The sequence below is a fragment of the Symbiobacterium terraclitae genome (assembly GCF_017874315.1).
In the GTDB taxonomy this organism is placed as follows: domain Bacteria; phylum Bacillota; class Sulfobacillia; order Symbiobacteriales; family Symbiobacteriaceae; genus Symbiobacterium; species Symbiobacterium terraclitae.
This window is the reverse complement of record NZ_JAGGLG010000016.1, coordinates 20,243-46,459: the sequence shown is the minus strand read 5'-3', so window position 1 is coordinate 46,459 and position 26,217 is coordinate 20,243. Positions and strand designations below refer to the sequence as shown.

The 26,217-nt window shown below is 70.4% G+C and carries 19 protein-coding genes; 12 read left to right on the top strand and 7 right to left on the bottom strand.

Annotated features, from left to right (window positions below):
• Positions 1-407: 407 nt before the first annotated feature.
• Entirely contained in the window at positions 408-1,535 is a 1,128-nt protein-coding gene (locus J2Z79_RS10420; protein ID WP_342589463.1) for a metallophosphoesterase family protein, read from the top strand.
• Positions 1,535-5,362 carry an AAA family ATPase gene (locus J2Z79_RS10415; protein ID WP_209466819.1) on the top strand — a complete coding sequence of 1,276 codons (3,828 nt, stop codon included), beginning with the start codon at positions 1,535-1,537 and terminating at the stop codon, positions 5,360-5,362. Before J2Z79_RS10420 ends, J2Z79_RS10415 begins: the two co-directional genes overlap by 1 nt.
• Before the next feature lie 103 nt (positions 5,363-5,465).
• Here J2Z79_RS10415 and J2Z79_RS10410 read toward each other — a convergent pair whose 3' ends face one another.
• Complete coding sequence (locus J2Z79_RS10410; protein ID WP_245302577.1) at positions 5,466-6,080, bottom strand: P-loop NTPase family protein; 615 nt, start codon at positions 6,078-6,080, stop codon at positions 5,466-5,468.
• Between the two features lie 254 nt (positions 6,081-6,334).
• Here J2Z79_RS10410 and J2Z79_RS10405 point away from each other — a divergent pair, with 254 nt between their 5' ends.
• The 3 genes from J2Z79_RS10405 to J2Z79_RS10395 all read left to right on the top strand — a co-directional run bounded on the left by J2Z79_RS10405 (position 6,335) and on the right by J2Z79_RS10395 (position 9,388).
• Complete coding sequence (locus tag J2Z79_RS10405; protein ID WP_209466818.1) at positions 6,335-6,871, top strand: GNAT family N-acetyltransferase; 537 nt, start codon at positions 6,335-6,337, stop codon at positions 6,869-6,871.
• Positions 6,872-7,439: 568 nt separating this feature from the next.
• Positions 7,440-8,198, top strand: a complete 759-nt coding sequence (locus J2Z79_RS10400; RefSeq protein WP_245302589.1) for an SDR family NAD(P)-dependent oxidoreductase — start codon at positions 7,440-7,442, stop codon at positions 8,196-8,198.
• Between the two features lie 656 nt (positions 8,199-8,854).
• A complete protein-coding gene (locus J2Z79_RS10395; protein WP_209466816.1) occupies positions 8,855-9,388 on the top strand; it encodes a GNAT family N-acetyltransferase in 534 nt (177 codons plus the stop codon).
• A 72-nt stretch (positions 9,389-9,460) separates the two neighbouring features.
• Here the strand turns inward: J2Z79_RS10395 and J2Z79_RS10390 are convergent, their stop codons facing one another.
• The 4 genes from J2Z79_RS10390 to J2Z79_RS10375 are packed head-to-tail and all read right to left on the bottom strand — an operon-like array spanning position 9,461 to position 13,942.
• Positions 9,461-10,834, bottom strand: coding sequence for a GntP family permease (locus J2Z79_RS10390; protein WP_209466815.1), 1,374 nt, complete (start codon positions 10,832-10,834; stop codon positions 9,461-9,463).
• Positions 10,835-10,891: 57 nt separating this feature from the next.
• On the bottom strand, positions 10,892-11,899 hold the full coding sequence (gene pdxA, locus J2Z79_RS10385; protein WP_209466814.1) for a 4-hydroxythreonine-4-phosphate dehydrogenase PdxA: 1,008 nt from the start codon (positions 11,897-11,899) through the stop codon (positions 10,892-10,894).
• 23 nt (positions 11,900-11,922) lie between these two features.
• Positions 11,923-13,185 carry a four-carbon acid sugar kinase family protein gene (locus J2Z79_RS10380; RefSeq protein ID WP_209466813.1) on the bottom strand — a complete coding sequence of 421 codons (1,263 nt, stop codon included), beginning with the start codon at positions 13,183-13,185 and terminating at the stop codon, positions 11,923-11,925.
• Positions 13,172-13,942, bottom strand: a complete 771-nt coding sequence (locus tag J2Z79_RS10375; protein WP_209466812.1) for a DeoR/GlpR family DNA-binding transcription regulator — start codon at positions 13,940-13,942, stop codon at positions 13,172-13,174. Before J2Z79_RS10375 ends, J2Z79_RS10380 begins: the two co-directional genes overlap by 14 nt.
• 285 nt (positions 13,943-14,227) lie before the next feature.
• Between J2Z79_RS10375 and J2Z79_RS10370 the strand changes: the two genes are divergently transcribed.
• The 4 genes from J2Z79_RS10370 to J2Z79_RS10355 are packed head-to-tail and all read left to right on the top strand — an operon-like array spanning position 14,228 to position 17,952.
• Positions 14,228-14,839, top strand: coding sequence for a TetR/AcrR family transcriptional regulator (locus J2Z79_RS10370; protein WP_209466811.1), 612 nt, complete (start codon positions 14,228-14,230; stop codon positions 14,837-14,839).
• An 18-nt stretch (positions 14,840-14,857) separates the two neighbouring features.
• Entirely contained in the window at positions 14,858-16,117 is a 1,260-nt protein-coding gene (locus tag J2Z79_RS10365) for an ABC transporter permease (protein ID WP_209466810.1), read from the top strand.
• A gap of 12 nt (positions 16,118-16,129) precedes the next feature.
• Positions 16,130-17,218: an ABC transporter ATP-binding protein gene (locus J2Z79_RS10360; protein WP_209466809.1), complete on the top strand. Its 1,089-nt coding sequence runs from the start codon at positions 16,130-16,132 to the stop codon at positions 17,216-17,218.
• Entirely contained in the window at positions 17,215-17,952 is a 738-nt protein-coding gene (locus J2Z79_RS10355) for an ABC transporter ATP-binding protein (RefSeq protein WP_209466808.1), read from the top strand. Before J2Z79_RS10360 ends, J2Z79_RS10355 begins: the two co-directional genes overlap by 4 nt.
• A gap of 358 nt (positions 17,953-18,310) precedes the next feature.
• Here J2Z79_RS10355 and J2Z79_RS10350 read toward each other — a convergent pair whose 3' ends face one another.
• Together J2Z79_RS10350 and J2Z79_RS10345 are read right to left on the bottom strand one after the other, a co-directional pair.
• On the bottom strand, positions 18,311-18,607 hold the full coding sequence (locus J2Z79_RS10350; RefSeq protein ID WP_209466807.1) for a YciI family protein: 297 nt from the start codon (positions 18,605-18,607) through the stop codon (positions 18,311-18,313).
• 352 nt (positions 18,608-18,959) lie between these two features.
• Complete coding sequence (locus J2Z79_RS10345) at positions 18,960-21,179, bottom strand: ATP-dependent helicase (RefSeq protein ID WP_209466806.1); 2,220 nt, start codon at positions 21,177-21,179, stop codon at positions 18,960-18,962.
• Positions 21,180-21,460: 281 nt separating this feature from the next.
• On the opposite strand from J2Z79_RS10345, the gene J2Z79_RS10340 reads away from it, so the two are divergent.
• From J2Z79_RS10340 to J2Z79_RS10330, 3 genes are all read left to right on the top strand, one after another.
• On the top strand, positions 21,461-22,372 hold the full coding sequence (locus J2Z79_RS10340; protein WP_209466805.1) for a DUF4352 domain-containing protein: 912 nt from the start codon (positions 21,461-21,463) through the stop codon (positions 22,370-22,372).
• A 209-nt stretch (positions 22,373-22,581) separates the two neighbouring features.
• Complete coding sequence (locus J2Z79_RS10335; protein WP_209466804.1) at positions 22,582-23,196, top strand: 50S ribosomal protein L25; 615 nt, start codon at positions 22,582-22,584, stop codon at positions 23,194-23,196.
• A 334-nt stretch (positions 23,197-23,530) separates the two neighbouring features.
• Entirely contained in the window at positions 23,531-26,203 is a 2,673-nt protein-coding gene (locus tag J2Z79_RS10330) for a DEAD/DEAH box helicase (protein WP_209466803.1), read from the top strand.
• The last annotated feature ends 14 nt before the right edge of the window (positions 26,204-26,217 follow it).

Here is a 26,217-nt window from a genome sequence, read left to right as displayed (position 1 = left end):
CAGTGCCGAGTCCTGGGCCGCTCCGTGGCCCACCGCCCCGACCCCATGCCTTCGGTGCATCCTGCCCCTCGCCCGACCCCACGCCCCGCCGGGTGATAGGACATCGCACCCAGCGCGTCGAACCTATGGGGGGCGGACATCTGTTCTCCAGACCTGCCACGCGTCCACCGGGTTACCGCACTGGGGCCGCGCACGCCCGACGACGCGGCGCTCACTCCTGCCTGGCACGCACCCCCCTTTTCGCGCGTCCGCCATCCGCCGGATGGAGGGGACCTCGGGGCGCCAGCGGGTCTCCGCGTCCGCGGTGGTGCGCGATCTTCGCCACAGTGACAGGCAGTTGTCACACCCCGGCGCGAGTAATGAAGCTCGGACAAGAACCCAATCCAGCGCGAAAGGGGGTACCCCACGTGATCCGCATCCTACACCTCGCCGACCTGCACCTGGGCTGGCGGCCGGCGTTCATGCCCCGCGACAGGGCGGAGGAGCGCCGCCGCAGGCGGGACGACCTGCTGGAGCGGGCCGTGGACCTGGCGCTCGACCGGCAGCACGGGATCGACCTCGTGGTCATCGCCGGCGACCTGTTCGAGACCCACCGGCCGGAGGAGCCGCTGGTGGCCTCGGTCATGGCACAGCTGCGCCGGCTGGAGCAGGCCGGCTTCCCGGTGGTGACCGTGCCGGGCAACCACGACGAGATCACGTACCCCAACTCGGTCTACCAGAACCACCGGGAGGACTGGCCGGGCCTGCTGGTCACCAACCCCAACCCCGCACACGTGGCGACCCTGACCGTGCAGGGGACGGCGCTGCACCTCTACAGCCTGGCCTACACCGGGGGCGTCACCCAGACCCAGCCGCCGGTCAACCGGTTTCCGAAGGTGGACGAGCCCGGGGCGCACCTGGCCGTCTTCCACGGCACCCTGGGCGACTGGGGCGGCGACCGGTCGCTGCCGCTGGACCCCGCAGCCCTGGCGCAGGCCGGCTACGACTACGTCGCCCTGGGGCACATCCATAAGCCCGGCGAGGTCCGGATGGGGCGGGGGCTGGCCGTCTACCCCGGCGCGGTGGAGGGGAAGGGGTTCGACGACCCCGGCACCGGCCAGTTCACCATCGCCTGCGTCGAGGCGGGCGGCGTGCGGCTCGAGCGCGTCCCGGCCGGGGCGCAGCCGGTGGTGGTGCGCGATCTCGACGTCTCCGGCATGGCGGATGCGGCGCAGGTGACCGCGGCTGTCGCGGAACTGGCGGACCCGGCGGTCATCGCGCGCGTGCGCCTGACCGGCAGCGCGCCGGAGCTGCTGAACGCCGAGGCCATCCAGGCCCACTGCGCGCACCGGTTCTTCTACCTGGAGGTCGTCGACGAGACCGACTCGCTCTCCCCCCAGCGGCTGGACCGCTGGGCCGGGGAGCGGACCATCCTGGGCGAGTTCATCCGGCGCATGCGCCGGCGCCTGGCGGAGGAGCAGGACCCGGGCGAGCGGGCCGTCCTGGAGCAGGCGCTGCGCCGCGGCGTGCAGGCCATGCTGGGAGGTGAGCGGTGATGGCAGGGGTGGTCTGGCATTCGGTGTCGCTGACGGGCTTCGGACCCTACGGCGAGAAGACGACCTGCACCTTCCCCGCCGACCTCGGCGTGCTGGTGGCGCCCAACGAGACCGGCAAGTCGACGCTGGTGGCCGGGCTGATGGCCACCCTCTACGGCCTGCCCACCGGCGGCTCGGCCGCGGACTTCGGGCAGAAGCGCTACCGCCACCTGGGCCGTGCGCCGGCCTTTGAGGGCGAGGTGGAGTTCACCGCCGCCGACGGCCTGCGCTACCGCGTGCGGCGCGACTTCGACAGCCACGAGGTCATCGTGACCCGGCACGGGCCGGCGGGGCGGGAGCGGATCCACCAGGGCGTGCACAACCCCGGGGCGCGGCGGGGCAACCAGGAGTACGAGGCGCTGATCGCCCGGCTGGTCGGGCTCCCGTCGCGGGAGCTGCTGGCGGCCACCTTCTGCGTGACGCAGCCGCTGCCCGAGATGGGGCAGGTGGACCAGAAGGTGCATGAGCTGCTGGCCGGCGCCGGCGGTGGGCGGCCGCAGCAGGCGCTGGAGTGGCTGAGCGCGCAGCTCAGGAACCGCACTCGCGCCGTGTCGCGGTACGGCTTCCCGCGGGACCTGCGCAACGACCGGGAGCTGGAGGAGCTGCAGGCGCAGATCCGCGCGCTGACCGCCGCGATCGAGCAGGCCCGGGAGGCCGTGGACGGCTACCACGAGGCGGCGGGGCAGCTGCAGGAGGCGGAGGCAGCGCTGGACGAGGCGCGCCGGAAGGCCGCCCAGCTTCGCCAGGTGCTGGACGCGCTGCAGGAGTGGCAGCGGCTGGCCGAGCGGCGGGCGGCGACGCTGCGCCAGTGGCAGGCCCTGCGCAGGGCGCTGGACCGGGCCCGGCAGGCGGAGCAGCGGCTGCGCGAGCTCCGGGCGCAGCTGGAGCAGGAGTGGCCGGAGCTGGCCGGCCTTCCGCCTGAGACGGGGGACCGGCTGCAGGAGCTGATCCAGCTGGAGGCCGCGGCGGCGCAGCGCCGTGAGGAGCTGAAGGACCTGAAGCAGCGGCTGACCGAGACCACCCAGCAGGCCGAGGCGGCCGGGGAGCGGCTGCGAGCGGAGTTCGGCGATGTGGCGGGGCGCGCCGAACTCCCCCGCGACGCGGCGGAGCTGCGGGAGAGGCTGGCGGAGCTCGAGCGCCTGGAAGGGGAGCTCGACCGGCTGGCCCGGGAAGAGGCCCGCCTGGCGTCCCTCCTGGCCGAGGGGCCCGACTGGGGCAGGCTGGGGCATCCCGCGGGAGCGGCCCTGAGGCGCGTGCAGGCGCTGGCCGGCGAGGCGCTGCGCCAGTGGGCGCGCTGTCAGGAGCTCGCCCGTGAGGTGGAGCGGCTCGGCGACGAGTCAGAGCGGTACGCCATCTTCGCCGGCCAGCCTGCAGACGTGCTGGAGCTGGTGCGCAACTGCCACGTCCTGGAGGCCGATGCACGCCGGCGGGCCGAGGTAGCAGCGACCCGTGCGGATGGGCTCGACCGGGAGCTCCGGCGCCTGGACGAAGAGGAGGCCCGCCTGCGCCAGGAGTACGCCGCCGTAACGGACCTGGACGAGGCGACGCTCCGGCGGGCGGAGGAGAAGGTGTCCCTGCTGGCCCGGCAGCAGCAGGTGGAGGCCGAGCTTTCCGGGGTGCGGCAGGCGGTCGCCTTGGTGCGGGCGCGAAGCCGGCGCATCGGTGCCGCGGCCGGTGCCGTGCTGGGCACGGTCCTCGGCTGGTCGCTGGGTGCCCTCGTGGGCTGGCTGAGTGGTGCCGGCATGGGTTCGCTGTCCGGGGCCGACGGGGGAGCGCTGTCGGGGTCTGTCGCCGGCGGGGTGGCAGGCCCGGTGCTCCCGGGCAGCCTGCCTCTGACCGCCGCCGTGGCGCTGGCGGTGCTGGGCGCCCTTCTGGGCTGGGTCCTGGCCGGGCGGGGTGCGGGCGGCCCGGGGGCGGAGCGGCTGCGGCAGCTGGAGCGGCAGGCACGGGAACTGGCAGCGCAGCTGGCCGCGCTGGACCTCGGCCCGCTGGCCGCGGAGCCCCCGCTGCGTCTGACCCTGATCGCACAGCAGTGGCAGGAGTGGCGGCGCCGATCTTCCGAGCTGGCCGAGCGGCGGCGCGCCGTGTCCGACACGTTCGACGCCGACGGGCTGCGCGAGGCGTGCCGGAAGGCGGAGGCGGAGCTGCAGGCGCTGGCGGAACGGCTCCGGCCGTTCACCGAGCGGTTCGGCGACCCCGCGGCCGCCCTGGCGGAGTGGCAGCGGCTCACGGACGAGCGGAACCGCATCCGGGACGAACTGGACAAGCTCTGCCGCGAGACGTGGGGCGTCTCGCCGCCGCACGCGCCGGGCCTGCCGGTGACGGAGCTGCCGCCGCGGTGGGCGGAGCTGGCGGACCTCGCGGAACTGGCCGCAGCGTGGCGAGGTCCGGCTGCCGGCCGTGTGACGGGCGCAGGCCCGGACGATGCGCCTGCCGGCGGCGTGACGGGCGGAGTCTCCGGCCCGCCGGGTCTCGCCGGTGCAGACCGTGTGGCTGCGCCGGCACGACTCGCTGACCTCATCGGCTGGATCGCGTGCCTCACCGAAGACTGGTGGAGCCAGGTGGCTGCGGCGGCCGAGGCTCGCGCGGCCACGCAGAGCCGCCTGGACGAGGTGGCGGCGAGCCGCCGCAGGCTGACCCAGCCCGGCCCTGACGGCACCACGCCTGAGGAGCGGCTGCGCCGGGCGGTCGCCCTGCTGCGGGAGCGGGTCGCCCCCTTCGACGAGCATGCGGATCCCGCCGCGCTGCAGCAGCGCGTTGCCGCGGCGGCTTCGCTCAAGGAGGAGGCCGACTCGCACCGCGCGGCGGCGCAGACGCTCGAGTCGCAGGTCCGCGAGGCTGAGGAGCGGCTACAGGCCGCCGAGGGGCGGGTTGCAGCGCTGCGGTCGGCGCTGGCCCCCGCACTCGAGCCGGTCGGGGGCGACCCGGAGGCGGCCCTGGCCAGGTGGCAGGCCATGGCCGAGGCGAAGCAGCAGGTCCGGGACCAGGAACGGGAGCGCGAGACCCTCCTGACCACCGCCGAGGTGCCGTCCGTGGAGGCGCTGGAGAGGAAGGTGGGCGCGGCGGAGTTGGAGTGGGGCCGTGTCTCCGACGCCCTGGAGGACCTGATCCGGCAGCACCCGGGCCTGCCGGCGCTGGACGAGGCGGACGACCCGCTGGTCGTGCAGGAACGCATCCAGGCGCTGCGGGACGACCTGCGGACCACGCAGGCCCGGCTGGAGCAGCTGGAGGAGGAGCGGCGGGCGCTGCGGGACCGGCTCCAGGACCTGGGCCGGGAGAGCATCAACCTGGCCGAGGCCGAGATGCAGCTGGCCGAGCTGCGCCGGCGGGAGCAGGCCCTGGTTCGGGAGATCCGGGCGCTGGCCATCGCCTACCGGGAGCTGGAGGAGGCCCAGCGGGTCTATCAGGAGACCTACCGCGAGCGGCTGGAGGCCGCAGCCACCGAATACTGGGCGGGCCTGACCGGCCGCAGCGGGCGCCGGGTGCGGCTGAGCGAGGATTTCGCCGTCAGCGTGGTGGAGCCGGACGGCTCCGTGCTGGCGCCGGCGCAGCTGAGCAAGGGCGCCCAGGACCAGCTCTACCTGGCCCTGCGCCTGGCCGTCGGCGATCTGATCGCCGAGGAGGTCCGGCTGCCCTTCGTCTTCGACGACCCGTTCCTCAACTGCGACGACGAGCGGCTGGAGCACATCCGGGCGGCGCTGGACGGGCTGGCCCGGGAGCGGCAGGTGCTGCTGCTCAGCCACCGGGCCGGGTTCGAGGCGTGGGGGGCACCGGCGGAGCTGCGCTGACGCTGCCGGACGTTACCACGCTGCCCGGCGGCGGACCGCCGGGCGAAGGTACGGTACACGGGGCTGGACGGTTGCGGGCGCTCGCCGTTGCGAGCGCCCGCCTCTATCCCGTACAGGAGTCGCTGTCCGCCGCAGGATAGGAGTCGCTGCCCTTCGCCTGCCGGGGGCGGGTCTTGAGCGAAGCCAGCCATGCCGCCGTCGCCCCAGGTGAGCGCAGCCGGATGACGGCGAGGTGTGCGTACTCCGGTCGCTGCAGGAGCAGCGGGTACTCCCGGCGGTAGCGGCCGTGGGTCTGCAGGGCCCAGAGGAAGAGCGAGTCCCGGGTGAACAGGTGGTGCCAGAGCGTCTCGCGGTTCCCGTTCCACAGCTGCTCCAGATTCAGGCTCCGCCGGATCGTCCGGCGGAGGAGCCGCCACAGCACCAGCGGAAGCGGGTAGTCCAGCCAGACCAGGGTGTCGGCCCGGCCCCAGGTGATGTCCCGCACCTTGCTGTAGTTGCCGTCAAACGTCCAGCAGTCGCCGGCGGTGGCCCGATCCACCTGAGTGCGAAACTCGTCAACGGGGGTCTTGGTCCAGTGCGGGCCCCAGAAGAGCACGTCGGCCTCGACGTGGGGGCAGCCGAGGCGCTGGGCCAGCTGCCGGGCCAGGGTGGTCTTGCCGGAGCCGGTTGTGCCGACCACGACGATGCGGCGGCCGATGGGGCGAGGTGATTCTGGCATCGACGGTCTCCCCTCTTAGCAGGATTGGGCACAATTACAGGACCACATCGAACTTGGACGTGCGGGGACGCCCAGATGTTCGCGCCGGCACGGGGTTCAGGCTCGCCTCCTCAACCGGACGGAGGCGGGAACAGGGACACCGTTGCACGGCAGATCCCTGCTGATGTACCATGGAAGAGCCCCGGACAACGTATCGCAGTATAAGTGAAATCAGTCACAACTATCGCTACAGCCTGCCGGAAGGAGGGGTGACCATGGCCGCCGCCGTACAGCACGAGGCCGTTCCGTTCGTCTCGAAGTCCGGACGCACCGTGACCCTCCGGCCATGCACTCCCGATGACGCACCGTTCATCGCCGCCATGTACCAGTGCCTCTCGCGCGATACGCTCTACATGCGCTACTGCAGCTGCAGCCCCGCCATTACGGGCGAGTCCGAGGCCGCACGACTCTGCAGTGCAGACCCCGAGCATCGGGCGGTGGTCCTGGCCCTGTGCGGGGGCGAGGTGGTCGGCATCGGTGAGCTCGGCCGGGTGGAAGGTGAGACCGCCGAGATCGCCCTGCTGGTGCGCGACGACTGCCAGGGCGACGGGATGGGGACCGCCCTGGCGCTGCACATGATAGGGGTTGCCAGGGTGATGGGGGTTGCGCGGATCCAGGCTTACACGTTGCCTGACAACCACGCCGTCCGCCGGATCGCGTCCAAGCTGCCGTACACGGTTGCATACGAGCGGAGCCGGGGCGAGTTGCTGGTGACGGTGGACATCAGCCGCCCCGTGGTCATGCACAGCTGATTGCCATGTGCCGCCGTCTCCCGAGAGGGGACGGCGGCTCTTCCACATGTGCTGCGCTTACCCACCCAATGAGCCGTTGCCGGACTTGCTGAGGCGACACGCAGCGTGCCGGGCGCCTGATCCCTCGATACAGGGGAGATGAAGGGGGTACACGGGGCCCGCCGGGAGATATGGGGAAAATGGCACAGTATTTTCGGGCGAGATATAGGGAGAATCTCCCCATATTTCCCCGGCGGGTCGCCGACCCCCGGCCGAAACGGGCGTCCAGGGGCCCTTCCAGGGGGTAAGACCCCGGTTGACCCGGCTCTGATACTCCCTGGGGGTAGTCCTGGCGGGAGATATGGGGAGTTCCTCCCACGAATCGCCGCAAAATAGGTGCCCTGTTTTCCCGATGTCCAGGGTTGAAGGATCCCTCCGCCAGCAGAGGTCCTGCAGATCGAGGGCAGGCGCACGCCGGAAGACCCTGGCGGCGCCCGCCCGCCCCTCCGCCGGGGCGAGGGACAGCCCGGGTCAACGGAGAAGGAATCTACCAAACGCATTCGACGAAAGGACGGAAGGGACGGTGCAGATGTTCTCGCTGGACGGACGGGTGGCGCTGGTGACCGGTGCCGGCCGCGGCATTGGCCGCGCCCTGGCGCTGGGACTGGCCGAGGCCGGGGCGGACGTGGTCTGCCTGGCGCAGACCGGGGCCGAGGTGGAGGCGGCGGCCCGGGAGATCCGGGCGAAGGGCCGCCGGGCGCTGGCGGTGACGGCGGACGTCACGAGCCGGGAGCAGGTGACGGCGGCGGTGGAGGCCGCCCTCGCGGCGCTCGGCAGGATCGATATCCTGGTGAACAACGCGGGCATCAACATCCGCAAGCCGGCGCTGGAGGTGGCGGAGCAGGACTGGGACCGGGTGGTGGAGACCAACCTGAAGGGACCCTTCCTGGTCGCCCAGACGGTGGGGCGGCACATGTGCGCGGCCGGGTACGGCCGGGTGATCAACGTCGCCTCGGTGGGCGGCGCGGTGGCGCTGCGCACCGGGGTCGCCTACGGCGCCAGCAAGGCGGGGCTGCTGCACATGACCCGCATCCTGGCGATGGAGTGGGCGCGGTTCGGGGTGACGGTGAACGCCATCGGCCCGTGGTACTTCCGCACGCCGCTCACGGAGAAGCTCCTGCAGGACGAGCAGTACGTGGCGGAGATCCTGGCCCGCACGCCCATGCGCCGCATCGGCGACCTGAAGGAGCTGGTGGGGCCGGTGGTCTTCCTGGCGTCCGAGGCGTCGAGCTACGTGACCGGCCAGGCGCTGATGGTGGACGGCGGGATGACGATCTACGGGTTCTGAGCGGAGCCGTGCGGCGGCGAGGCGCGCAGACCGGCTGACCGTCTCCGGCACCGCACCGGCCGGGATGCAGGTGACGCTGGTCGTGAACGACGAGGCGCAGGCGACCGCCGTCGCCGGTGTGGACGGGCGGTACACGCTGGAGGGCAGGCTGCAAGAGGGTCAGAACTGGGTGTTCGTCATGGGCACGGGCGCACTGGCCTCCCGGGAGTGGCCGGTGACGTACGCGCCGCGGGCGCCGTACAGCGACGTCGCTGGCCACTGGGCAGAGCAGGCGGTCACCGCCCCATCAGAGGCTGGGGAGCCCTCGCCCATGACCTGTCCCGGTCGCCCTACGGTTATATGGTCGAATTATAGAGAAGACTCGCCCGGCGTCAACCGCGGAGCGGCTCCAGCGCAGGTGAGACCCGGCAGTCGGCCGCCGGTGAGCCCGGGGTGCCCGCGTCAGAATGCGGCCTGGCTCCCCTGATCATCCTACCGTGGGAAGGGGTCACGTCCGAACGGAGGGGGGGAGAACCCCTCTGAGGTGTTATGGCAGGAAGAACGGGGACAGGCTACACTATAAGTGAAAAGCGTCACAATTCGCGTTCCCGACGGCGGAGACGCCATGGGGTTCAAGGCCCGCAATACCGCAGGGCCCGGCGAAAGGAGGGATGCGCATGGCCGCCACGCTGCACCACCCGGCTGTCCGGTTCGTGTCCCGAACCGGGCGCACCGTCACCATCCGGCCGTGCACCCCCGCGGATGCCCCGCTGATCGCCGACATGTACCGGTGCCTCACGGCCGAGACGCTCTACCTGCGCTACTGCAGCTCGGGCCTGTCCGTCTCGGGGGAGCGGGAGGCCGCGCGCCTCTGCGGGGGCGACCCCGACGACCAGGCGGTGCTCCTGGCCCTGAGCAGGGGTGAGGTGGTCGGCGTCGCCGAGCTGGGCCGCGTGGACGAGGAGACCGCCGAGATCGCCTTCCTCGTGCGGGACGACTGCCAGCGGGAGGGCATCGGCACGAAGCTGGCCGAGCAGCTGGTGGAGGTCGCCCGGGAGATGGGGTTCACCCGCCTTCAGGCGTACATGCTGGCCGAGAACTACGCGATCCGCCGGCTCGCCGCCAAGATTCCCTATCCCCGCACGTGGGAGAGCCGCTGGGGCGAGATGTGCGTCACGTTTGACCTCAGCACCGCCCTGGCGCTGCGGTGAGACATCAGCCGGGGCCACGGATAACGAAAACCGCCACCCGCACCGGGGTGGCGGTTTTGGTTACCCCATCGCCTAGCCGAAGATCCCGTTTACGATCACCAGCATGATGCCCGAGGTGAGCCAGGCGAGGGTGGTGGGCACAGACCAGGTCATGATCTGCTCCCTCACGTCCTCGATGCCCTGCAGGCGGTTGACCACCCAGTAGAAGGAGTCGTTGAAGTAGCTGAACACGAAGGCGCCCATGGAGGCCGACTGGGCGGCGAAGACCGGGTTGACGCCGAGGTTGGCCAGGATCGGCGCGGTGATGGAGGCGGCCGTGAGCATCGCGACCGTGCCGGAGCCCTGGATCAGGCGGACGCAGGTGGCGACGATGAAGGGCAGCAGGATGGCGGGAAGGGCGGTGCCGGCGATGGCCTGGGCGAGGCAGTCGCCGGTGCCGCTGTCGCGCAGGATCTGGCCCAGGGCGCCGCCGGCGCCGGTGACCAGCAGGATGATGCCGGCCGACTGCACGCCCTTCTCCATCTCCCTGAGGATGTCCTTGCGTGCGATCTTGGCGCCCAGGCCGTAGATGGCGATCAGGAGGCCGATGAGGACGGCGATGATCGGCTGGCCCAGGAAGATCAGGACCGTGGCCCACGTGCCGGTGGCCTTCAGGGCCGAGAGGACCGTGTTGAAGAGGATCAGGACGATCGGCACCAGGATGGGGGCGAAGGAGAGGCCGGTGCCCGGCAGGTCAGGCCGGTCGGCGATCTCGATGGCCGCCTCCAGCTCGGGCCGCCACTCCTTGCGCTCCCAGCCCTCGCCGTCCTCCGTGGGCAGCTGGTAGATGCGGCGGCCGAGCCAGGTGGCGTAGGCGATGCCCACGGCCATGACCGGGATGGCGAAGACGATGCCCCAGAGGACCATCTTGCCGATGTCCGCCTGGAAGATGCCGGCGGTGCCCAGGGGCCCCGGGGTCGGCGGCACCAGGTGGTGGGTGGCCACCAGGCCGATAGCCAGCGACACGCCCAGCGTCAGCACCGACTTGCGGCTCTGGCGGGAGAGCGCCTTGGCCAGGGGGCTCAGCACGACGAAGCCCGAGTCGCAGAAGATGGGGATGGAGGTGAAGTAGCCCGTCAGCGCCAGGGCCCACTCAGGGTGCCGGCGGCCCAGGTACTTGAGGAAGAATGAGGCCATCCGCTCCGCGGCGCCCGACACCTCGAGGATGCGGCCCATCATGACGCCGAAGCCGATCACCAGGCCGATGCTGCCCAGCGTGTTGCCGAAGGCGGTGGTGATGGACTTGCTGACGGCGATGGGGTCCATGCCGCCCACGAGGCCGATGACAGATGCTGCGATGATCATGGCCGGGAACGCGTGGATCTTGGTCCGCAGGATCAGGATCACCAGCAGTGCGATGCCGATCACCAGGCCGATGAGCATCTGGGAACCCGAGACCTCTGGCATGTGCTGCGACCTCCTCTGGCAGATGTGGTCTCTATGCTGACGGGGTACTCCCCCGGATTACCGGGAGCGGCGGAACGACGCCGCGTAGCGGGCGGCCACGCGGATGGCCTCCTCCATGCTGACCGCGCTGGCCTGGCCGGTGCCGGCGATGTCGAAGGCGGTGCCGTGGTCCACCGAGGTGCGCAGGAAGGGCAGGCCGGCGGTGATGGAGACCGTCCGCTCGAAGTCGTACATCTTGGCGGCGATGTGCCCCTGGTCGTGGTAGAGGCTGAGCACGGCGTCGAACCGGCCCCGGGCGGCGTGCCAGAAGACCGAGTCGGCGGGGTGGGGCCCGCTGGCGTCGATGCCCTCGGCCCGGGCGTCGGCGATGGCGGGCTCCAGCTCCCGGACCTCCTCGTCGCCGAAGAGGCCGTGCTCGCCGGCGTGGGGGTTGAGCGCCGCCACGGCCAGACGGGGCTTGCTCACCCCGAGCTGCTCCAGCGCCCTGCTGCAGCGGCGGAGGTAGTCGAGCGTGCGCGCCCGCGTGATCATCCGGCAGGCCTGGGCCAGCGAGACGTGGCGGGTGAGGAAGAAGATCCGGAGCCCCTTGGTCTCGAACAGGGTCAGCGGGTCTTCGGTGCCCGTCAGGTCGCCGTAGATCTCGGTGTGGCCGATGAAGTCGATCCCGGCGGCCTTCAGCGCCTCCTTGTTGATCGGGGCGGTGGTAACGGCGTCGATCGCGCCGGCCTTGGCCAGCTCGATCGAGCGCACGATGTAGTCGAAGGCGGCCCGCCCGGCCTGCGCCTGCACGCGGCCCCAGGCCAGCGTGTCCACGTCCACGTTGTGCAGGTCGATCAGGTCGATGGTGCCGTGTTCGTAACGCCCCTCGGCCGGGGATGCGACCATGCGGACGGCCAGGTTGACGCCGGTGGTGGCGAAGGCGCGGGCCATCACCCGGGCGTCGCCGATCACCAGGGGACGGCAGAGGGCGTACAGCTCGGGGTTGGCCAGGGACTTGGCGACGATCTCCGGCCCGATGGAGGCGGGGTCGCCCATGGTGATGCCGATCAGAGGACGGTTGTGCAAGTTCGTTTCCTCCCCGGGGGATGTTATTGGGCGTTCAGGATGTGTCGGACGCAGGTGACGGCGGCCATGCGGTCGCCGACCAGCCCGCCCTTGGTCACGATGGAGACGCCGGGGCGCAGCCCGCCCACCAGGTGGCCGTGGACGGCCAGGGGCAGGACCTCCGCCTTCAGCTCGATGGCGCCCGCCCCGAGCCGGCGGCAGACCGCCAGCGTGATGTCACCGCCGCTGGTGTAGAGCCCCGCGCCGCCGGGCAGGCGGTCCAGGGCCTGCGCCGCGATCTCGGCGAAGCCGGCGGCGATCCGCGCGGCCACCGCGCTGTCGGTGCCGGCGAGGACCGTGGATGTGCGCACCCCCACCACCGGCAGCGCCGGGTCGGCCTCGGCCAGGCGGTCCACGGCACGGTTGATCTCGGACGCCGCGGCCTGGCCGCCCTGGCCCAGGGCCGCGGCATCCACGACGACCAGGCGGGCGCCGGTCTCGGCCTCGAGGGCGTCCAGCTGCTCACGGGAGAGCGGGGTGACGCTGCCGGCTACCACCAGGACCCGGCGCCGGGGGGACGCGGGGTTGACGGCGGCGGCGTAGGCGGCCGTCAGCGGCCCGGGGTCGGCGGCGACGCAGACCACGCCGCTCTGCGCCATTCCCTGTCCGAGAGCCAGGATGTCCAGGTCGGTCTCGGCGTCGGCGCAGAGGAGCCGGACCCCTTCCCGGGCCATGGCGGCGATGGCCGCGGCCACGGCGCCGGCGCCCCCGCGGACGGTCGTCAGCCGCAGCTCACCCACCCGCAGGGCGGTCTGCCCCCGGAGCAGCGTGGGCACGTGGGACTCGGTCACCGGGCAGAGGGGGTCGTTCCGCACGGCGGTTTCGGCCAGCCGCACGCCGTTCACGTAGTGGATCCCGTCCACCGTCCGGCGGCCGCTGGCCGGGAAGGCGCCCGTCACGACCGCGACGGAGCCGGGGCCCAGCGCGGTGAGGACTGCCTCCAGCTCGGGTCCGAGGTTTCCCCTGAGGGTGCTGTCGATCCGCTTGCCGTAGGGCCGGCGGCCGTGCAGGAGCAGGAGCCGCGCGGCGGTGGCCACGCGCTCCCGGGCCACGGCGGCGGGCACCGCCCGGGACTCGGTGTTGATGACGACGCAGGCGTGCTCGTCCAGCGAGGCCTCGGGCCACCGGAGCTCGGTCAGCGAGGCCGTCCGGTAGCCGCGGCGGGCGAGGAGGACGCCGGTGGCGTTGGCGCCGGTCAGGTCGTCGGCGATGACGCCGAGCAGGGGGCGGGGCTCAGACGAGTTCAAGCGGAACTCCTCCTTTCCGTATGGCATCCGCGACGTGCTGGGGCAGGGAGCGGTCCGAGATGATCATGGAGAACGCCGAGAGCTCGCAGATCTGGAACGTGGAGCGGCGGGAGAACTTGGAGGCGTCGGCCACCAGCACGCTGCGCTGCCCGGCCCGGATGATGGCCTGCTTCAGCGGCACCTTCTCCAGGGTGGGCGTGGTGAGGCCGTACTCCACGTCGGCCGCCGAGGTGCCCACGAAGGCCAGGTTGACGGTGAGGGCCCGCAGGGTCTGCTCGGCGATGGGACCCAGGAGGTTGTAGACCTGGGGCATGGCCGTCCCGCCCGTGACCAGCACGCGGATCCCCTGCTCGTCGCAGAGCTCCATGGCGATCTTCAGGTCGCAGGTGACCACCGTGATGCCCGAGCGCCCCTTCAGGCAGCGGGCGATCTCCGCGGTGGTGGAGCCGGCGTCCAGCAGGATCACGTCGCCCTCCTGGACCAGCGAGGCCGCGCAGCGGGCGATGCGCCGCTTCTCCTCCGTGTGCTCCGCGGCCTTGGCCGCGTAGGGGAGTTCGGGGATCAGGCCGCCGGCCAGCGCCGCCCCGCCGTACGTGCGCACCAGGTGGCCCTCCCTGGCCAGGTGCTCCAGGTCGCGGCGGATGGTCATCTCAGAGACGCTGAACTGCTGGGCCATCGCGCGCACCTGGACCTGTCCGCGCTGCCGGAGCCAGTCCAGGATCTTCTTGCGCCGCTCGCGGGTGTTCAGAACGGTCACCTCTCTGTGGAGTGTGGGTGTGATATGTGGTTGATGCGCACACATTGTGTTCGTTTCGAACACAAGAGATCCTCTTGGCGAAATGACCCATTTTCGGGTGCCCCAATGGTCTAGCGCGAAGTCGTCATGGCAGACCGGACGGCCGGGGTGAGCGCCATCGGGTGCCACCGGCCGGGTCGAGGTCGGCAGGCCTGCCGGGGAACTTCCCTCTGCACGCCCTTGACAACCAGACCCGGCAGGGTGTACATATTAACTAACCGATCAGTAAGTAAGGAGGCGAGACCGATGGCGCCCCGTCCGAAGAACCCCCCGCCGGACCGCCGCGCTGAAATCCTCGACGCCGCCCTGCGCCTCTTCGCCGCGAAGGGGTTCGAAGCCGCCACCAACGCCGAGATCGCCCGGGCCGCCGGGGTCACGGCCGCAGCGCTCTACTACTACTTCCCGAACAAGGAGGAGCTGTTCCGGGCGGCCGTGCGTGAGCACGTCGGCACGTTCGTCCCCACGGTCGCCGACCTGACGCGGGCGGACCGGGGCCTGGAGAGCCTGCGGGAGCTCCTCCGGCGGGCCATGGACTTCTTCACCGACGGGAAGTCGCAGATGGTGCTGAAGATCGTCCTGGCCGAGGGGCCGCGGCGCCCGGAGATCCGCCAGGCCTGGATCGACCAGACCGCCGCCATCCTGGAGATGCTGACGCCCTTCATCATGCACGCCATCGCGGCGGGGCAGATCCGGCCCGTCGATCCCCGGCTCGCGTTCATGCTGCTCCAGGGCCCCATCATGTCGGCCGTCGTGCTGCGGGACCTGCTCCAGATCCCCTTCATGCAGGGCATCGAGAACGACGCGGTGGTCGATGCGCTTCTGGAGATCACGCTCCCTGGCCTCATGCCCAACCGCTAGTGGAGGAGGCGACCGCGCATGCTTCAGCGCATCCTGGCCCTGGCGCAGAAGGAGTTCATCCAGATCCGGCGCGACAGGCGGACCCTGGCGATGATGGTCGTGCTCCCGATCCTCTGGCTCGTCCTCTTCGGCTACGCCTTCAGCTTCGACGTGCAGGAGGTGGCGGTCGCCCTCGTGGACGAGAGCGGCACCGCGACCGGCGCCACCATCGCGGCGGCCATCCGGGAGTACGACCGGTTCGTCCTGGTCGACCTGGCCGAGCCGTCTGAGGCCGGCATCCGGGAGGCCATCTTCCGGGGCGAGGCCGCCATGGGCATCCTGATCCCGCCCGGCTACGGAGACGAGGAGGAGGCGCAACTGCAGGTCCTGCTCGACGGTGCGAGCCTCTTCGCCGCCCAGACGGCTGCCCGGCTGCTGCCCTCCGCCCTGGAGCCGGCGCAGGAAGAGCTGCGGGATGAGCTCATCACCCGCACCCGGGCAGAGGTCGAGGCGCAGATCCAGGAGCTGACCGAGGCCCGCAAGGCCGAACTGCTGGACCGGGTGCCGCCCTTGCTGCGGCCGCAGGTGGAGCAGATGCTGGCCGCTGGGCCCGGCATCGACCTGGACCAGCTGGAGATCGCCGCACCATCGCCGCTGCAGCTCACCCCCGTCGTCACCACGCTCTACAACCCGGACCTCAAGACCGCCACGGTGATGATCCCCGGCCTGCTCGGCCTCGTGGTGATGTTCATGACCACGCTGATGACCGCCCTCGGCGTGGTGCGGGAGCGGGAGTACGGCACGATGGAGCAGCTGGTGGTGACCCCCATCCGGCCCCTGGAGCTGATGCTCGGCAAGCTGCTCCCCTACCTGGTCGTGGGCGCCGTGGACTTCGCCCTGGTCTTCGCGGCGGGGCTCTACCTGTTCGACCTGAGCTTCGCCGGCAACCTCTGGCTCTTTATCCTGCTCTGCCTCCTGCTCGTGCTCACCACGCTGAGCCTGGGCCTGCTCATCTCCACCGTGTCGCAGAACCAGCAGCAGGCCATGCAGCTCTCGATGTTCACCCTGATGCCGCAGATCCTGCTCTCGGGCCTGATCTTCCCGCTGGACTCGATGCCGAAGGTCATCCAGTTCATCGCCTACCTGATGCCCTTCACGCACTTCGTCCCCATCGCCCAGGGCATGTTCATCAAGGGGCAGGGGCTCGACCTGCTCTGGCCGCAGGCGGTGGTGCTGGCGGGATACGCCGTGGTCGTGGTTGCCCTGGCGACGGTCCGGTTCCAGAAGCGGCTCGCGTAGGAGGTGGAGCCGGTGGAGTTCGCCATCCGGATGCGTGACGTCACCCGGCGGTTCGGCGGCCGGCGCGGCGTGGAGGGGATCAGCCTCGCCGTCGCCCCCGGCGAGCTGGTGGGGCTGGTGGGGCCGGACGGCGCCGGCAAGACCACCCTGGCCCGGCTGGCGGCGGGGGTCATCGCCCCCACGTCGGGGAAGGTGGAGCCCGAATCCCGGGGCCGGGTCGGGTACCTCACCGGCCGGTTCAGCCTCTACCCCGAGCTGACCGTGCTGGAGAACCTGCGCTTCTTCGCCCGGCTCTACGGGATGAGGCGCCCCGCGGTCGATTCCGAGGCCCGGCGGCTGCTGGACTGGGTGGGGCTCCTGCCCTTCACCGGGCGGCGGGCCGGCGACCTCTCGGGCGGCATGCGGCAGAAGCTGGCGTTCGTCTGCGCGGTGATCCACCGCCCGCCCGTGCTCATCCTCGACGAGCCGACCACGGCCGTGGACCCCGTGGCCCGGGTCGAGTTCTGGCGGCTGCTCAGGGATCAGGCCCGGCAGGGCTGCGCCGTGCTCGTCACCACGCCGTACATGGACGAGGCCGAGCACTGCGACCGGGTGCTGCTGCTGCACGAGGGGCGGGCCCTGGCCGCGGGGACTGCTGTTGAGCTGAAGCAGCGGCTGCCGTACAAGATGGCAGAGCTGACGCCTGCAAGGGGGGCCCGGCCGAGCCTGACGGAGCTGCCGACTGTGGGGGCGCAGCGCCGGGGCGAGACCGAGCTGATGTTTTCCGAGGCAGAGTGCTCGAGCCAGGCGGAGCTGGCGTCTGCGAAGGCACAGGACTCGTGCCCCGCGGTGCTGGAGCCTGCAGGGGTACAGCATCCGAGCTACGTCGAACTGGCACCTGCGGGCGTGCAGCGCCCGAGCCGTGCGGCGTTGACCGCGGCCGCAGAGGGGCTCCCAGGCTGCCGCTGGGCGGTCCCCCTGGGCGAGGGGGTCCGGGTGGCGCTGGACCCCGACGCCCCGCTGGAGGCGCCTGCGGGCTACGAACTCAGGGAGGTGCCCGCCGACCTGGAGGACGTCTTCCTCTGGCTGACGGGCGCAGGGGAGGAGGTGCCAGCCCGATGACCTACGCCATCGAGACGCAGGGTCTCACCCGGCGCTTCGGTCGCTTCACGGCGGTGGACTCGGTCTCGCTCACCGTGCCATCGGGGACGGTGATGGGCCTGCTGGGCCCCAACGGCGCCGGCAAGACGACCCTGATCCGCATGCTGCTCGGATCGCTCACGCCCACCGCCGGGACCGGCCGGGTGCTGGGCCACGACCTGCGCACCGGCGCGGAGGCGATCCGGCAGCAGGTGGGCTACATGTCGCAGCGCTTCAGCCTCTACCGGGACCTGACGGTGGCGGAGAACCTGGCCTTCTTCGGCCGGGTCTACGGCCTCACGGGCGACGCCCTGGCCGCGCGGCAGGAGGAGCTGCTCGCATGGGCCGGCCTCCTGGACCACCGCCGGACCGTCGCCGGCGACCTGGGCGGCGGCCTGCGGCAGCGGCTGGCGTTCGCCTGCGCCATCCTCCACCGGCCGTCGCTGCTCCTGCTGGACGAGGCCACCTCGGGGGTGGACCCGATGTCGCGCCGCAAGTTCTGGGACCTGATCTACGGCCTGGCGGACGGGGGCACCACGGTGCTGGTGACCACGCACTACATGGACGAGGCGGCCCACTGTGACCGGCTGGCGATGATGAGCGCCGGGCGGCTGGTGGCGGTGGGGACGCCGCGGGAGCTGCGGGAGAACTACGCCGGCGGCGGCGGGCTGGAGCAGGTGTTTGTGCGGCTGGCGCAGACGGGGCCGGGGACATAAGGGAACCGCGGGTCGGATTCCAGGTATTGGAATCCGACCCGCGGTGGGATATACTGGAAGAGGAGCCTGATCGGCCGGTGCCCTCGAAAGGGGGTGCTACACGGTGAAGATGTACATCGAACTTGATGCCGCAGTCGTCTTGTGGGTCATCCTCTTCCTGATCCGCCTAGCACTCACCGCTAAGATCTAGCGGCCGCAGTCGCAGAAGAAACGGCAGCCGTCGTCTCCATCACGGGGCGGCGTCTGCAGGCTCCCGGGCGCCCACGCAGATGGGCGCCCGTACTAGTTTGCACGGGTTGGCAAACCACCATACGGCAAGATCTGGTTCGACACCGACCACGAACGGAATCGCCATCGGTTAGGTCCCGCGCATCAGGGCGACCCGGTAGGGGTGCAGGGTGGCCGTCATGACGCCCTCCTGCACGGCGGGGTCTCCCTCCATGATGGCTCGGGCCTCGTCCTCCGTCTCGGCCCCGAAGACCACGATGCCGAAGGGGAAGTCTTCCAGGGTACGGCCGGCCAGGATCAGCCGGCCTTCGGCCAGCATGCTCTGCAGGCGCCGGAAGTGGCGTTCGACCGCCGCCGCCTCCTCGGGGGTGGGGTTGGTGGCCAGCTCGGGACGCACCGGTCTCAGCAGGTAGAGCCATTGGTTCATGGGCATGCCTCCATCTGGCGTGTTGGAGCGGGCGCTCCTGGAGTGATTACCGCGCCGACGCCGGAGAGTCCTGCGTGGGTGGACTCCCGGTGGGTGACTGCCAGACGGGGCGCTTGACCAGGCTATTTGGATGGCAGCTTCCAGCCGTTCAGCGGCACGACCCGTGCCTAGGCGATCACGATGCTGGAGCGGTTGTTGGATCAGGTGAGTCAGTAAGCAGCGCAGCCCGACGCCGAGGAGCGGCGTCGGGCTACTGCATCTGCTGGGGGGAGAGACGGCGGTGCGGGGTTGATCCCCCGGCCCTCCGCACTGCGGTTCGGCTCCGAAGGCCCTTGGTGGCGACGTGTCGGGGTCACCCCTTCGCCACCCGCACCAGCTGCGCCTGAATGCACGCATCGATCGCGAGCAGCTTCGGCTCCGCGATGCCCCGAAACGCGATCTCCACCAGGCCCCCCTCGGCGTTCACCCAAAGGATCACGCCCTCCCCAAACCGCTTGTGCCAGCACACGGTACCGGGGACGTAACTCTCCCTCGGGAGAACCGGCGGCAGTTGGTCGTCGTCCGCCGCCGGAGGGGCGTACTCCGGCTGCAGCGGGGCGTGCTGCGGTGCCGGGGAAGCCAGTTCGGGTCGGGCCACCGCCGCTTGCCATAGCCGGCGTAGCGGCGACCGCTGCGCAGGCGGAGGCGGCGGCGTCCAGATGCCTGCCTCCACCACGAAGCGGGACGGCGTCGCATCGGCGCCCAGCAGCCTGCGCGGCGCGCTGATGGTCAGCACGTCCTTCGCCCGGGTCATGCCCACGTAGAACAGCCGGCGCTCCTCCTCCAGCGCCATCGGGCTGCCCTCCTCGAGCGTCAGCCGGTGCGGGATCGCGCCCTCCACCGCCGAGAGCAGCCAGACCCGCTCCCACTCCAGCCCCTTGCTGCCGTGAAAGGACGCTAGCGTGACCGCCGGCGTGTTCGGAGCACGGGCGTCCCCGGTGTTCAGGTCGCCGGCGTCCCCCCGTAGTTCCTCCTGCGAAGCCAGGTCGATGTACACCCTGGCGCTCTCGCCGGGCTCCGGGATCTGCTCCAGGGCACTCAGCACCTCGCCCGCCTCCTGCGGGTCGCTCCCCGACCAGCCGCAGTACTGCCGGATGTACTCGTCGTAGCCGATCTCACCCCGGATGAAGCTGATCGCCTGGCCGGCCGGCGTCTTCGTCAGCCGCTGCAGCTGTTTCCGGAGGCGGCGCAGTTCGTAGGCTCCGACGGCGGTGACCCGGTCGGCCAGCCAGTCCAGCACGGCCCCCGGCTCCACGTGGGCCTGCTGCAGCTCCTGCACGAGCTCCTTCGGGATGCCGGGTCGCGCCGGGCGCCGCAGCACCCGGGCGATCTCCTCCAGGCTGGCCTCCCCGTAGGCCCAGCGCAGGTAGGCCAGGGCGTCACGGGCCATCCAGCGGGTGAAGGGGTTCGGCCGTCCGCCGATCACCCGGTAGGGGATGCCCGCCCGGTCCAGGCGGTTCATCAGCGGATAGGCCAGGAGGTGCGTCCGGTAGAGCACGGCCAGTTGCGTTGGGTCCGCCCCGGCCGCCAGCTGCTCCCGGATCGCGGCGGTGATCCGGTCGGCCTCGTCCGCAGCGTCCTCGGGCCGGACGAAGCCGGGCGGCTGCGCCGGGGCCCGCTCGGCGACGAACTCCTTGGCAAAGCGGCGGGTGTTGAACGCAATCAGCCTGGCCGCCGGCGCGATGATCGAGGCGGTGGAGCGGAAGTTCCGGCTGAGCCGTAGCGTGGCGCAGCCGGGAAAGCGCCGGGGGAAATCCAGCATGAAGGAGGGGGAGGCGCCGCGCCAGCCGTAGATCGCCTGGTCGTCGTCGCCCACGACCATGAGGTTGTCCCCGGCGGGGATCAGCAGCTGCAGGAACTCCCACTGCAGGGCGTTGGTGTCCTGGAACTCGTCGACGAGCAGGTGCCGGATGCGCGCGACCAGCGCCCGCCGGTGGGCGGGGGTGTTCCGGAGAAGGTCGCGCGCCAGCACGATGAGGTCGTCGAAGTCCACGAGGCCACGTTCCGCCTTCAGTTCGCCGTAGCGGTCCCAGATTTGGCGAAACCGCTCGGGGTCGCAGGAGCCGGGACGGAACTGCTCCAGCGGGATCTGCGCACCAACGAGAAAGGCGAAGTCGGTCAGCAGGCATTCGACTGCCGGTTGGTCCGCATTCAGTTCAAACTCGCGCAAGAGCTGCCCGGCCATCGCCTTTTGTGCGCGCTCGTCCAGGACGTTCGGGCGCCCCCGGGCGGCCTTCAGGATCTGGTACGCCAGCCCGTGGAAGGTGAAGAGGCGGACCTGGCGGGCCATGGCGGGCGGGATCAGCCGGGCTAGGCGAGCCTTCATCTCCGCGGCTGCCGCACGGGTGAAGGTGATGCCCAGGATAGCCGCCGGCGGAACGCCCCGGTGGACGAGATAACCCATGCGTTGGGTCAGGGCGCGGGTCTTGCCGCTTCCCGGGCAGGCGATGACCACCGCGGGCCCATCCGCATGGGTCACCACGCGTTGCTGTTCGTCGGTGAGATCATTCAGGTTGAAAGGGATCGGGTTCAATAGTGGCTTCACCTGCCGAAATCGTCGTCAGGTGCATTATGACATATTTGCATACTTCCCGATAGCGCAACGTGGACCCCTCGCGCTTCCTCCGCTGCAGCCTCTGCGCGACGGGAGGGTTGTCCCAAACGGTGGACATGCCGACCGACCTGCGCGGGGCGTGGGCGTCGGGTGGAAGGTGCCTGAGGCTGCTGCGGAGTGACAGACGGCTGTCACGGACCTGTGCGATCCTGTTGCCGGAGGGCGACCCGGAAAAGCGGTCGCCGTAAGGAGGATGCCAGATGAACGAGCAGTCGAGTGTTCACCTGCAGGCGCCAGGCTCCGTCCCGCCCACGCACGGTCAGCCGGCCGAACCGCAGCGGCCCGTCGTCAGGTGGTACCAGCGGAAGTGGTTCGTCGTGCTCATGCTTCTCTTCTGTTTCCCGGTGGGGCTGGTGCTCCTGTGGACTTCACCGGTGACCCGACTGAGCGGGCGCATCGTGTGGACGACGGTGATCGCGCTGGTCTTGCTCATGCAGCTTGGCGGGGGCCGCGATGAGCAACAGGGAACAACCACGGAGACGCAGCCGACGAGCGCGGCGGTCGCACCTGCGAGCGACACCCGAGAGACGACCGGTCAGCAGCCGGTTACGGCAAGCGAACCCGCGGCGTCAGCAGCCTCGGCCGAGCCCTCAGCGTCGTCTCGCCCGACCGAGCCCGCGGCGCCACCCGCCTCGCCCGCGCCCAAGGTAGCGGACGAGTTCAATCTCAAGGTGACCGATCAGTCCACGGGGACCGTCTACAAGGGCAAGGTTGTATCGAATGTGGGCTTCGCGGTGCTGGACGTGGACACGGCGAAGTCGGTCGGCAGCGACTTCTTCGTGGAGGAGGCCGCCGGGGGAGCCAAGTTCGTCCTGGTGACCGTTTACGTGACGAACAAGCAGAAAGAAGCGTTTACCCTGGACACCTCCTTTTTTACGTTGGTGGTCGACGGGACGGAGTACGAGTACAGTATTGAAGCCGCTAATGCCATGGAGCTCAGCGACCAGACGGAGAGCCTCTTCCTGAAGCAGCTCAACCCGGGACTGAGCGTCGTGGCCACCATCCCGTTCGAGGTGCCGGGGTCGCTGAACCTGGACCGGGCGGAGCTTCAGTTCCGTGCCGGGCTATTCGGCCGGGCGGAGAGGGTACCGCTTTCGCCGGTCACGGAGTGAGTTGGGGGGCGCTCGGTTTGCGGCAAACGGCCCGGCGAAGTTGCCTCGTCGGGCCGTTGTCCCTGCTCTGGAGGCCTTCGCAACGCCCGCCCACGTGGGCCGGGGAGGGGTACTTCCCGAACGGCTGCGGGAAGCGGTGTTTACTTATGTAGGGGTGTTCCGGGCAAGCCGGAGCGCCTGACAGACCATTGGGACAGGAGGGATCGCCGATGAGCAGAATGTTGCAGTTGGAGGCCAAACCCCGGGGCACCGGTTCCCGGGTGAGCCGGCGGCTGCGGCGGGCCGGGTTCGTGCCGGGTATCATCTACGGTCCCGGTGTGGACCCGCTGGCAGTCAGCGTGCGCTCAACCCAACTGGAGCGGCTTGTCGACCGTCACGGCCGCGGCCACCTCATGAACGTTCAGGTGGAAGGGGAAGCCAATCCCCGGCAGGTGGTGATCAAGGATCTTCAGCGAGACATCCTGACCGGTCAGGTGATCCACGTCGACTTCCTGCAGGTGGATATCCACCGGACCATCACCCTCAAGGTGCCCGTCGTCGTCGTGGGGGAGGACCAGGTGAAGCGCCGGAGCCTGGTCGTTACCTACGAGTTGGACGAGGTGGAGATCGAGTGCCGGCCCACGGAGATTCCGGAGGCCATCACGCTCAGCATCTTCGGGGTGACGGAGCCCGGGCCCGTGACCGTCTCCAGCCTCTCTGTTCCGCCCGGCGTGAAGGTGCTGGAGGATCCCGACACCGTCGTCGTCTCCTGCACCGCGGTCGGCGAGGGGGAGGAAGAGCAGGAAGAACAAGAGGAAGGGAGCTCTTCCGATCCGGCGGCATGACCGCTGCCGGCTTGTACCGGGGCACCCCCGCGGCGGGGTGCCCCGGTTTTTTGGTGGCCTCCTTCAATCGCCCTGGGATTGGCGGCCAGCTTCCAGCCGGACCTGGCCCGGGCGAGCGGCCACATTCTGGGCTGTCGGGCATCTGCAAGAAGCTTGATCCGCGGACTGGGCAGGTCCTTGCGGGGCTACGGGGCGAATCCGGGCACCTGGATTTGCCCCGCTGTGACACTATGCTGTCACTCCCGCCCCTTACACTGAACGGCGACCGGCCGCAATCTCCCCGTCGCCGCTGTCCGGCGAGCGCGGGAAAGCCCCACAGCGAGGAGTGGTTGCCGTGATTACATCCGTACTGCAGCGCCTCGGATGGTCGCTGGAGCACCAGCGGCAACTGCCGGGGCGGAAAGCGGAGTATTATCCCGTCTCAGACCTGCAGCTGCGTCCGGAGACTCACCGCCTGCTGAACCGGTACCCTGAGGGCGTGTACTGTCATCAGCGGCTGGCGCTAGAGTCCTACCTGGAGGGCGAGGACCTGTGCGTGGCGACCGGAACCGCCTCCGGCAAGAGCCTGGTCTTCTATGCCATCGGCGTCGACTGCCTGGCGGCGGACCCCGGCGCACGTATCCTGGCCATCTACCCGTTGAAGGCGCTGGCCAGGGAGCAGGAGTCCCGCTGGAAGAAGGAACTGGAGTGGGCGGGCATCGAGGCCAGGGTGGGTCGCATCGACGGTGGCGTAAGGGACCCGCAGCAGCGGGAGCGGATCCTCGCCTCCAGCCGGGTCGTGCTTATGACCCCGGATATCATCCACGCGTGGCTGCTCAGCAGCCTCTCGTCACGCAGAGTTCAGCGGTTTCTGGCGTCCCTGCGGCTGGTGATCGTGGATGAAGTGCACGTCTACACCGGCGTCTTCGGGTCAAACACCGCTTATGTCTTCCGGCGGTTGCAGCACGCTGCTCATACCCTGGCTAGCGGCGACCGGGTCCAGTTCGTGGCGGCGTCGGCCACCGTGGCCAACCCAGAGCAGCACCTCGCCGAGCTGTTCGGCCGGACGGTGCGGGTCATCGGCGACCAGGCAGACACCTCTCCCAGGCATGAGCGGCAGCTTTACCTGGTGAGGCCGCCGACTGGCCAGTCCTTGTATACCGCCCTGCCGCACCTGCTGCGGGCTTTCGTGGACGAGACCCCTTACCGTTTCCTGACCTTCGTCGACAGCCGACGCCAGACCGAGCAGCTGGCCACCATCCTGGCGCGGGCCCGGTTCAACAAGCCGGAGGAGGACCTGGCTGAGGCGGACGGGGAAGAGAGCGGCGAACCTGAAGCCGAGCGGAAGAGCGATGCCGCCTCTGCCGACCGGCTCCTGGAACGGCTGCCGGTGCTCCCCTATCGATCCGGTTATGAGGAGACCGACCGGGAGGCGATTCAGTCCCGCCTCAGCGAGGGCACCCTGCGGGGTATCATCAGCACCAGCGCCCTGGAGTTGGGACTGGACATCCAGGGGCTGGACATGGTCATCCTCGTGGGCATACCCCAGACGATCACCAGCTTGCAGCAGCGCATCGGCCGGGTGGGCCGGCACGGCCCGGGCACCATCGTCCTGATCGACGCCGGCGGCCTCGCCGACGAGCTGGTTTTCAATGAGCCCGAGCGGTTGTTCGACCGGCCGCTCCTGCCAGCCGTCCTCCACCTGGAGAATCGCCGGATCCAGTACATCCACGCCCTGTGCTTCGCAAGCCGAGGCGGCGAGTACGACACCCTGACCGGCACGGACGTCGAGGGCGAAGGCGAGATCGCCCTGCGGGTGACCGGTTCGTGGCCGCCCGGGTTCCTGGAGCTCTGCCAGGCCGAGCGCGCCGGGCAGGTCCCGTTGGACCTGCACAACCTGAAGGCCGACGGCGGGGATGACCCGTGGCACGCCTTCCCCCTCAGGGACGTCGGGGTCCAGTACACGGTGGAGCAGCGCACCGGCGATCTCGTCCGGCTGGGTTCGCTGTCCAGCGCCCAGCTGATGCGGGAGGCCTATCCCGGGGCGGTTTACTACTACCTTACCCGGCCTTACCGGGTCGTACGAGTGTCCCAGCGGGAGAAGAAGGTGCTGGTAAAGCGGGAGCGCTATTACACCACCGACCCCTACGGCCCGCCCGTCCTGATCTCCCCTCAACTGACCCCGGAGGGCGTTCACCGCGCCGTGCGCATGGGCGAACTCCGGGCGGTGGAATGCGAACTGTACGTTTCGGAGCGGGTATTCGGGTACACGGAGCGGCGGGGCGGGAACAAGCTGCCGCCCGTCAAGTACCCCTGCGAGTACTGGCACCTGGCCAGCTTTGGTCGCAACTACACCAGTACCGGCGTGATCCTGAGCCACCCGGTGCTCTCCCACCCGGGTGTGCAAGTGAAGCTTCTGGCGGACCTGCTGCTGGAGGCCTTCCTCCTGGTCGTGCCGTTTGAGCGCAGCGAGGTAAACAGCAGCACAGGAAAACACTGGAAGTCGCAGACCGGTTTCCAGGAGGGGGAGCCCTTCCTGGCGATCTATGACCAGACCTACGGCAGCCTGCGCCTGACCGGGCGGCTGCTGGAGCCGGGGGTCCTGCCTGAGGTGGTGGCGGAGGCGATGCACGTCCTGCGCAGCGGCCGGGTGGAAGCGCCCGAAGGGATCCTCGACGCTACCGTGCAGGCGCTGCAGCAGCTCGCCGAGGACTGCGTGGGCGAACCGGAGCCGTTGGAGCTGTTCGCCAGCTCGCCGGAGCCGGCGGGCGAACTGGAGGGGGAGCGGGTCATCGTCCCCGGTAGCGTGGGCTGGATCGTCACCGACGACAACCAGGAGTTCGAGGTGGAGCGGGTCTTCTGCCACCCGAAGGAGGGGCTGCGGTACTACGGCCGGCGCAGGGGCCAGATGGAGCAGCCGGACGTGCAGGTATGGTTTCCGGCGGCCAACATCCGGCCGATCCCGGGCATCAGCCGCATGGGGATCTACGACTACGAGACGGGCGAGGTCCGGCCGCTGGACGAGTGACGCGCAAACGGTGC

What these genes read in the sequence shown, in the direction of transcription:
- J2Z79_RS10415 (WP_209466819.1), top strand. Translation starts at nt 1,535, where the DNA reads ATGGCAGGGGTGGTCTGGCATTCGGTGTCGCTGACGGGCTTCGGACCC.
- J2Z79_RS10410 (WP_245302577.1), bottom strand. Translation starts at nt 6,080, where the DNA reads ATGCCAGAATCACCTCGCCCCATCGGCCGCCGCATCGTCGTGGTCGGC.
- J2Z79_RS10405 (WP_209466818.1), top strand. Translation starts at nt 6,335, where the DNA reads ATGGCCGCCGCCGTACAGCACGAGGCCGTTCCGTTCGTCTCGAAGTCC.
- J2Z79_RS10400 (WP_245302589.1), top strand. Translation starts at nt 7,440, where the DNA reads ATGTTCTCGCTGGACGGACGGGTGGCGCTGGTGACCGGTGCCGGCCGC.
- J2Z79_RS10395 (WP_209466816.1), top strand. Translation starts at nt 8,855, where the DNA reads ATGGCCGCCACGCTGCACCACCCGGCTGTCCGGTTCGTGTCCCGAACC.
- J2Z79_RS10390 (WP_209466815.1), bottom strand. Translation starts at nt 10,834, where the DNA reads ATGCCAGAGGTCTCGGGTTCCCAGATGCTCATCGGCCTGGTGATCGGC.
- J2Z79_RS10370 (WP_209466811.1), top strand. Translation starts at nt 14,228, where the DNA reads ATGGCGCCCCGTCCGAAGAACCCCCCGCCGGACCGCCGCGCTGAAATC.
- J2Z79_RS10365 (WP_209466810.1), top strand. Translation starts at nt 14,858, where the DNA reads ATGCTTCAGCGCATCCTGGCCCTGGCGCAGAAGGAGTTCATCCAGATC.
- J2Z79_RS10355 (WP_209466808.1), top strand. Translation starts at nt 17,215, where the DNA reads ATGACCTACGCCATCGAGACGCAGGGTCTCACCCGGCGCTTCGGTCGC.
- J2Z79_RS10350 (WP_209466807.1), bottom strand. Translation starts at nt 18,607, where the DNA reads ATGAACCAATGGCTCTACCTGCTGAGACCGGTGCGTCCCGAGCTGGCC.
- J2Z79_RS10340 (WP_209466805.1), top strand. Translation starts at nt 21,461, where the DNA reads ATGAACGAGCAGTCGAGTGTTCACCTGCAGGCGCCAGGCTCCGTCCCG.
- J2Z79_RS10335 (WP_209466804.1), top strand. Translation starts at nt 22,582, where the DNA reads ATGAGCAGAATGTTGCAGTTGGAGGCCAAACCCCGGGGCACCGGTTCC.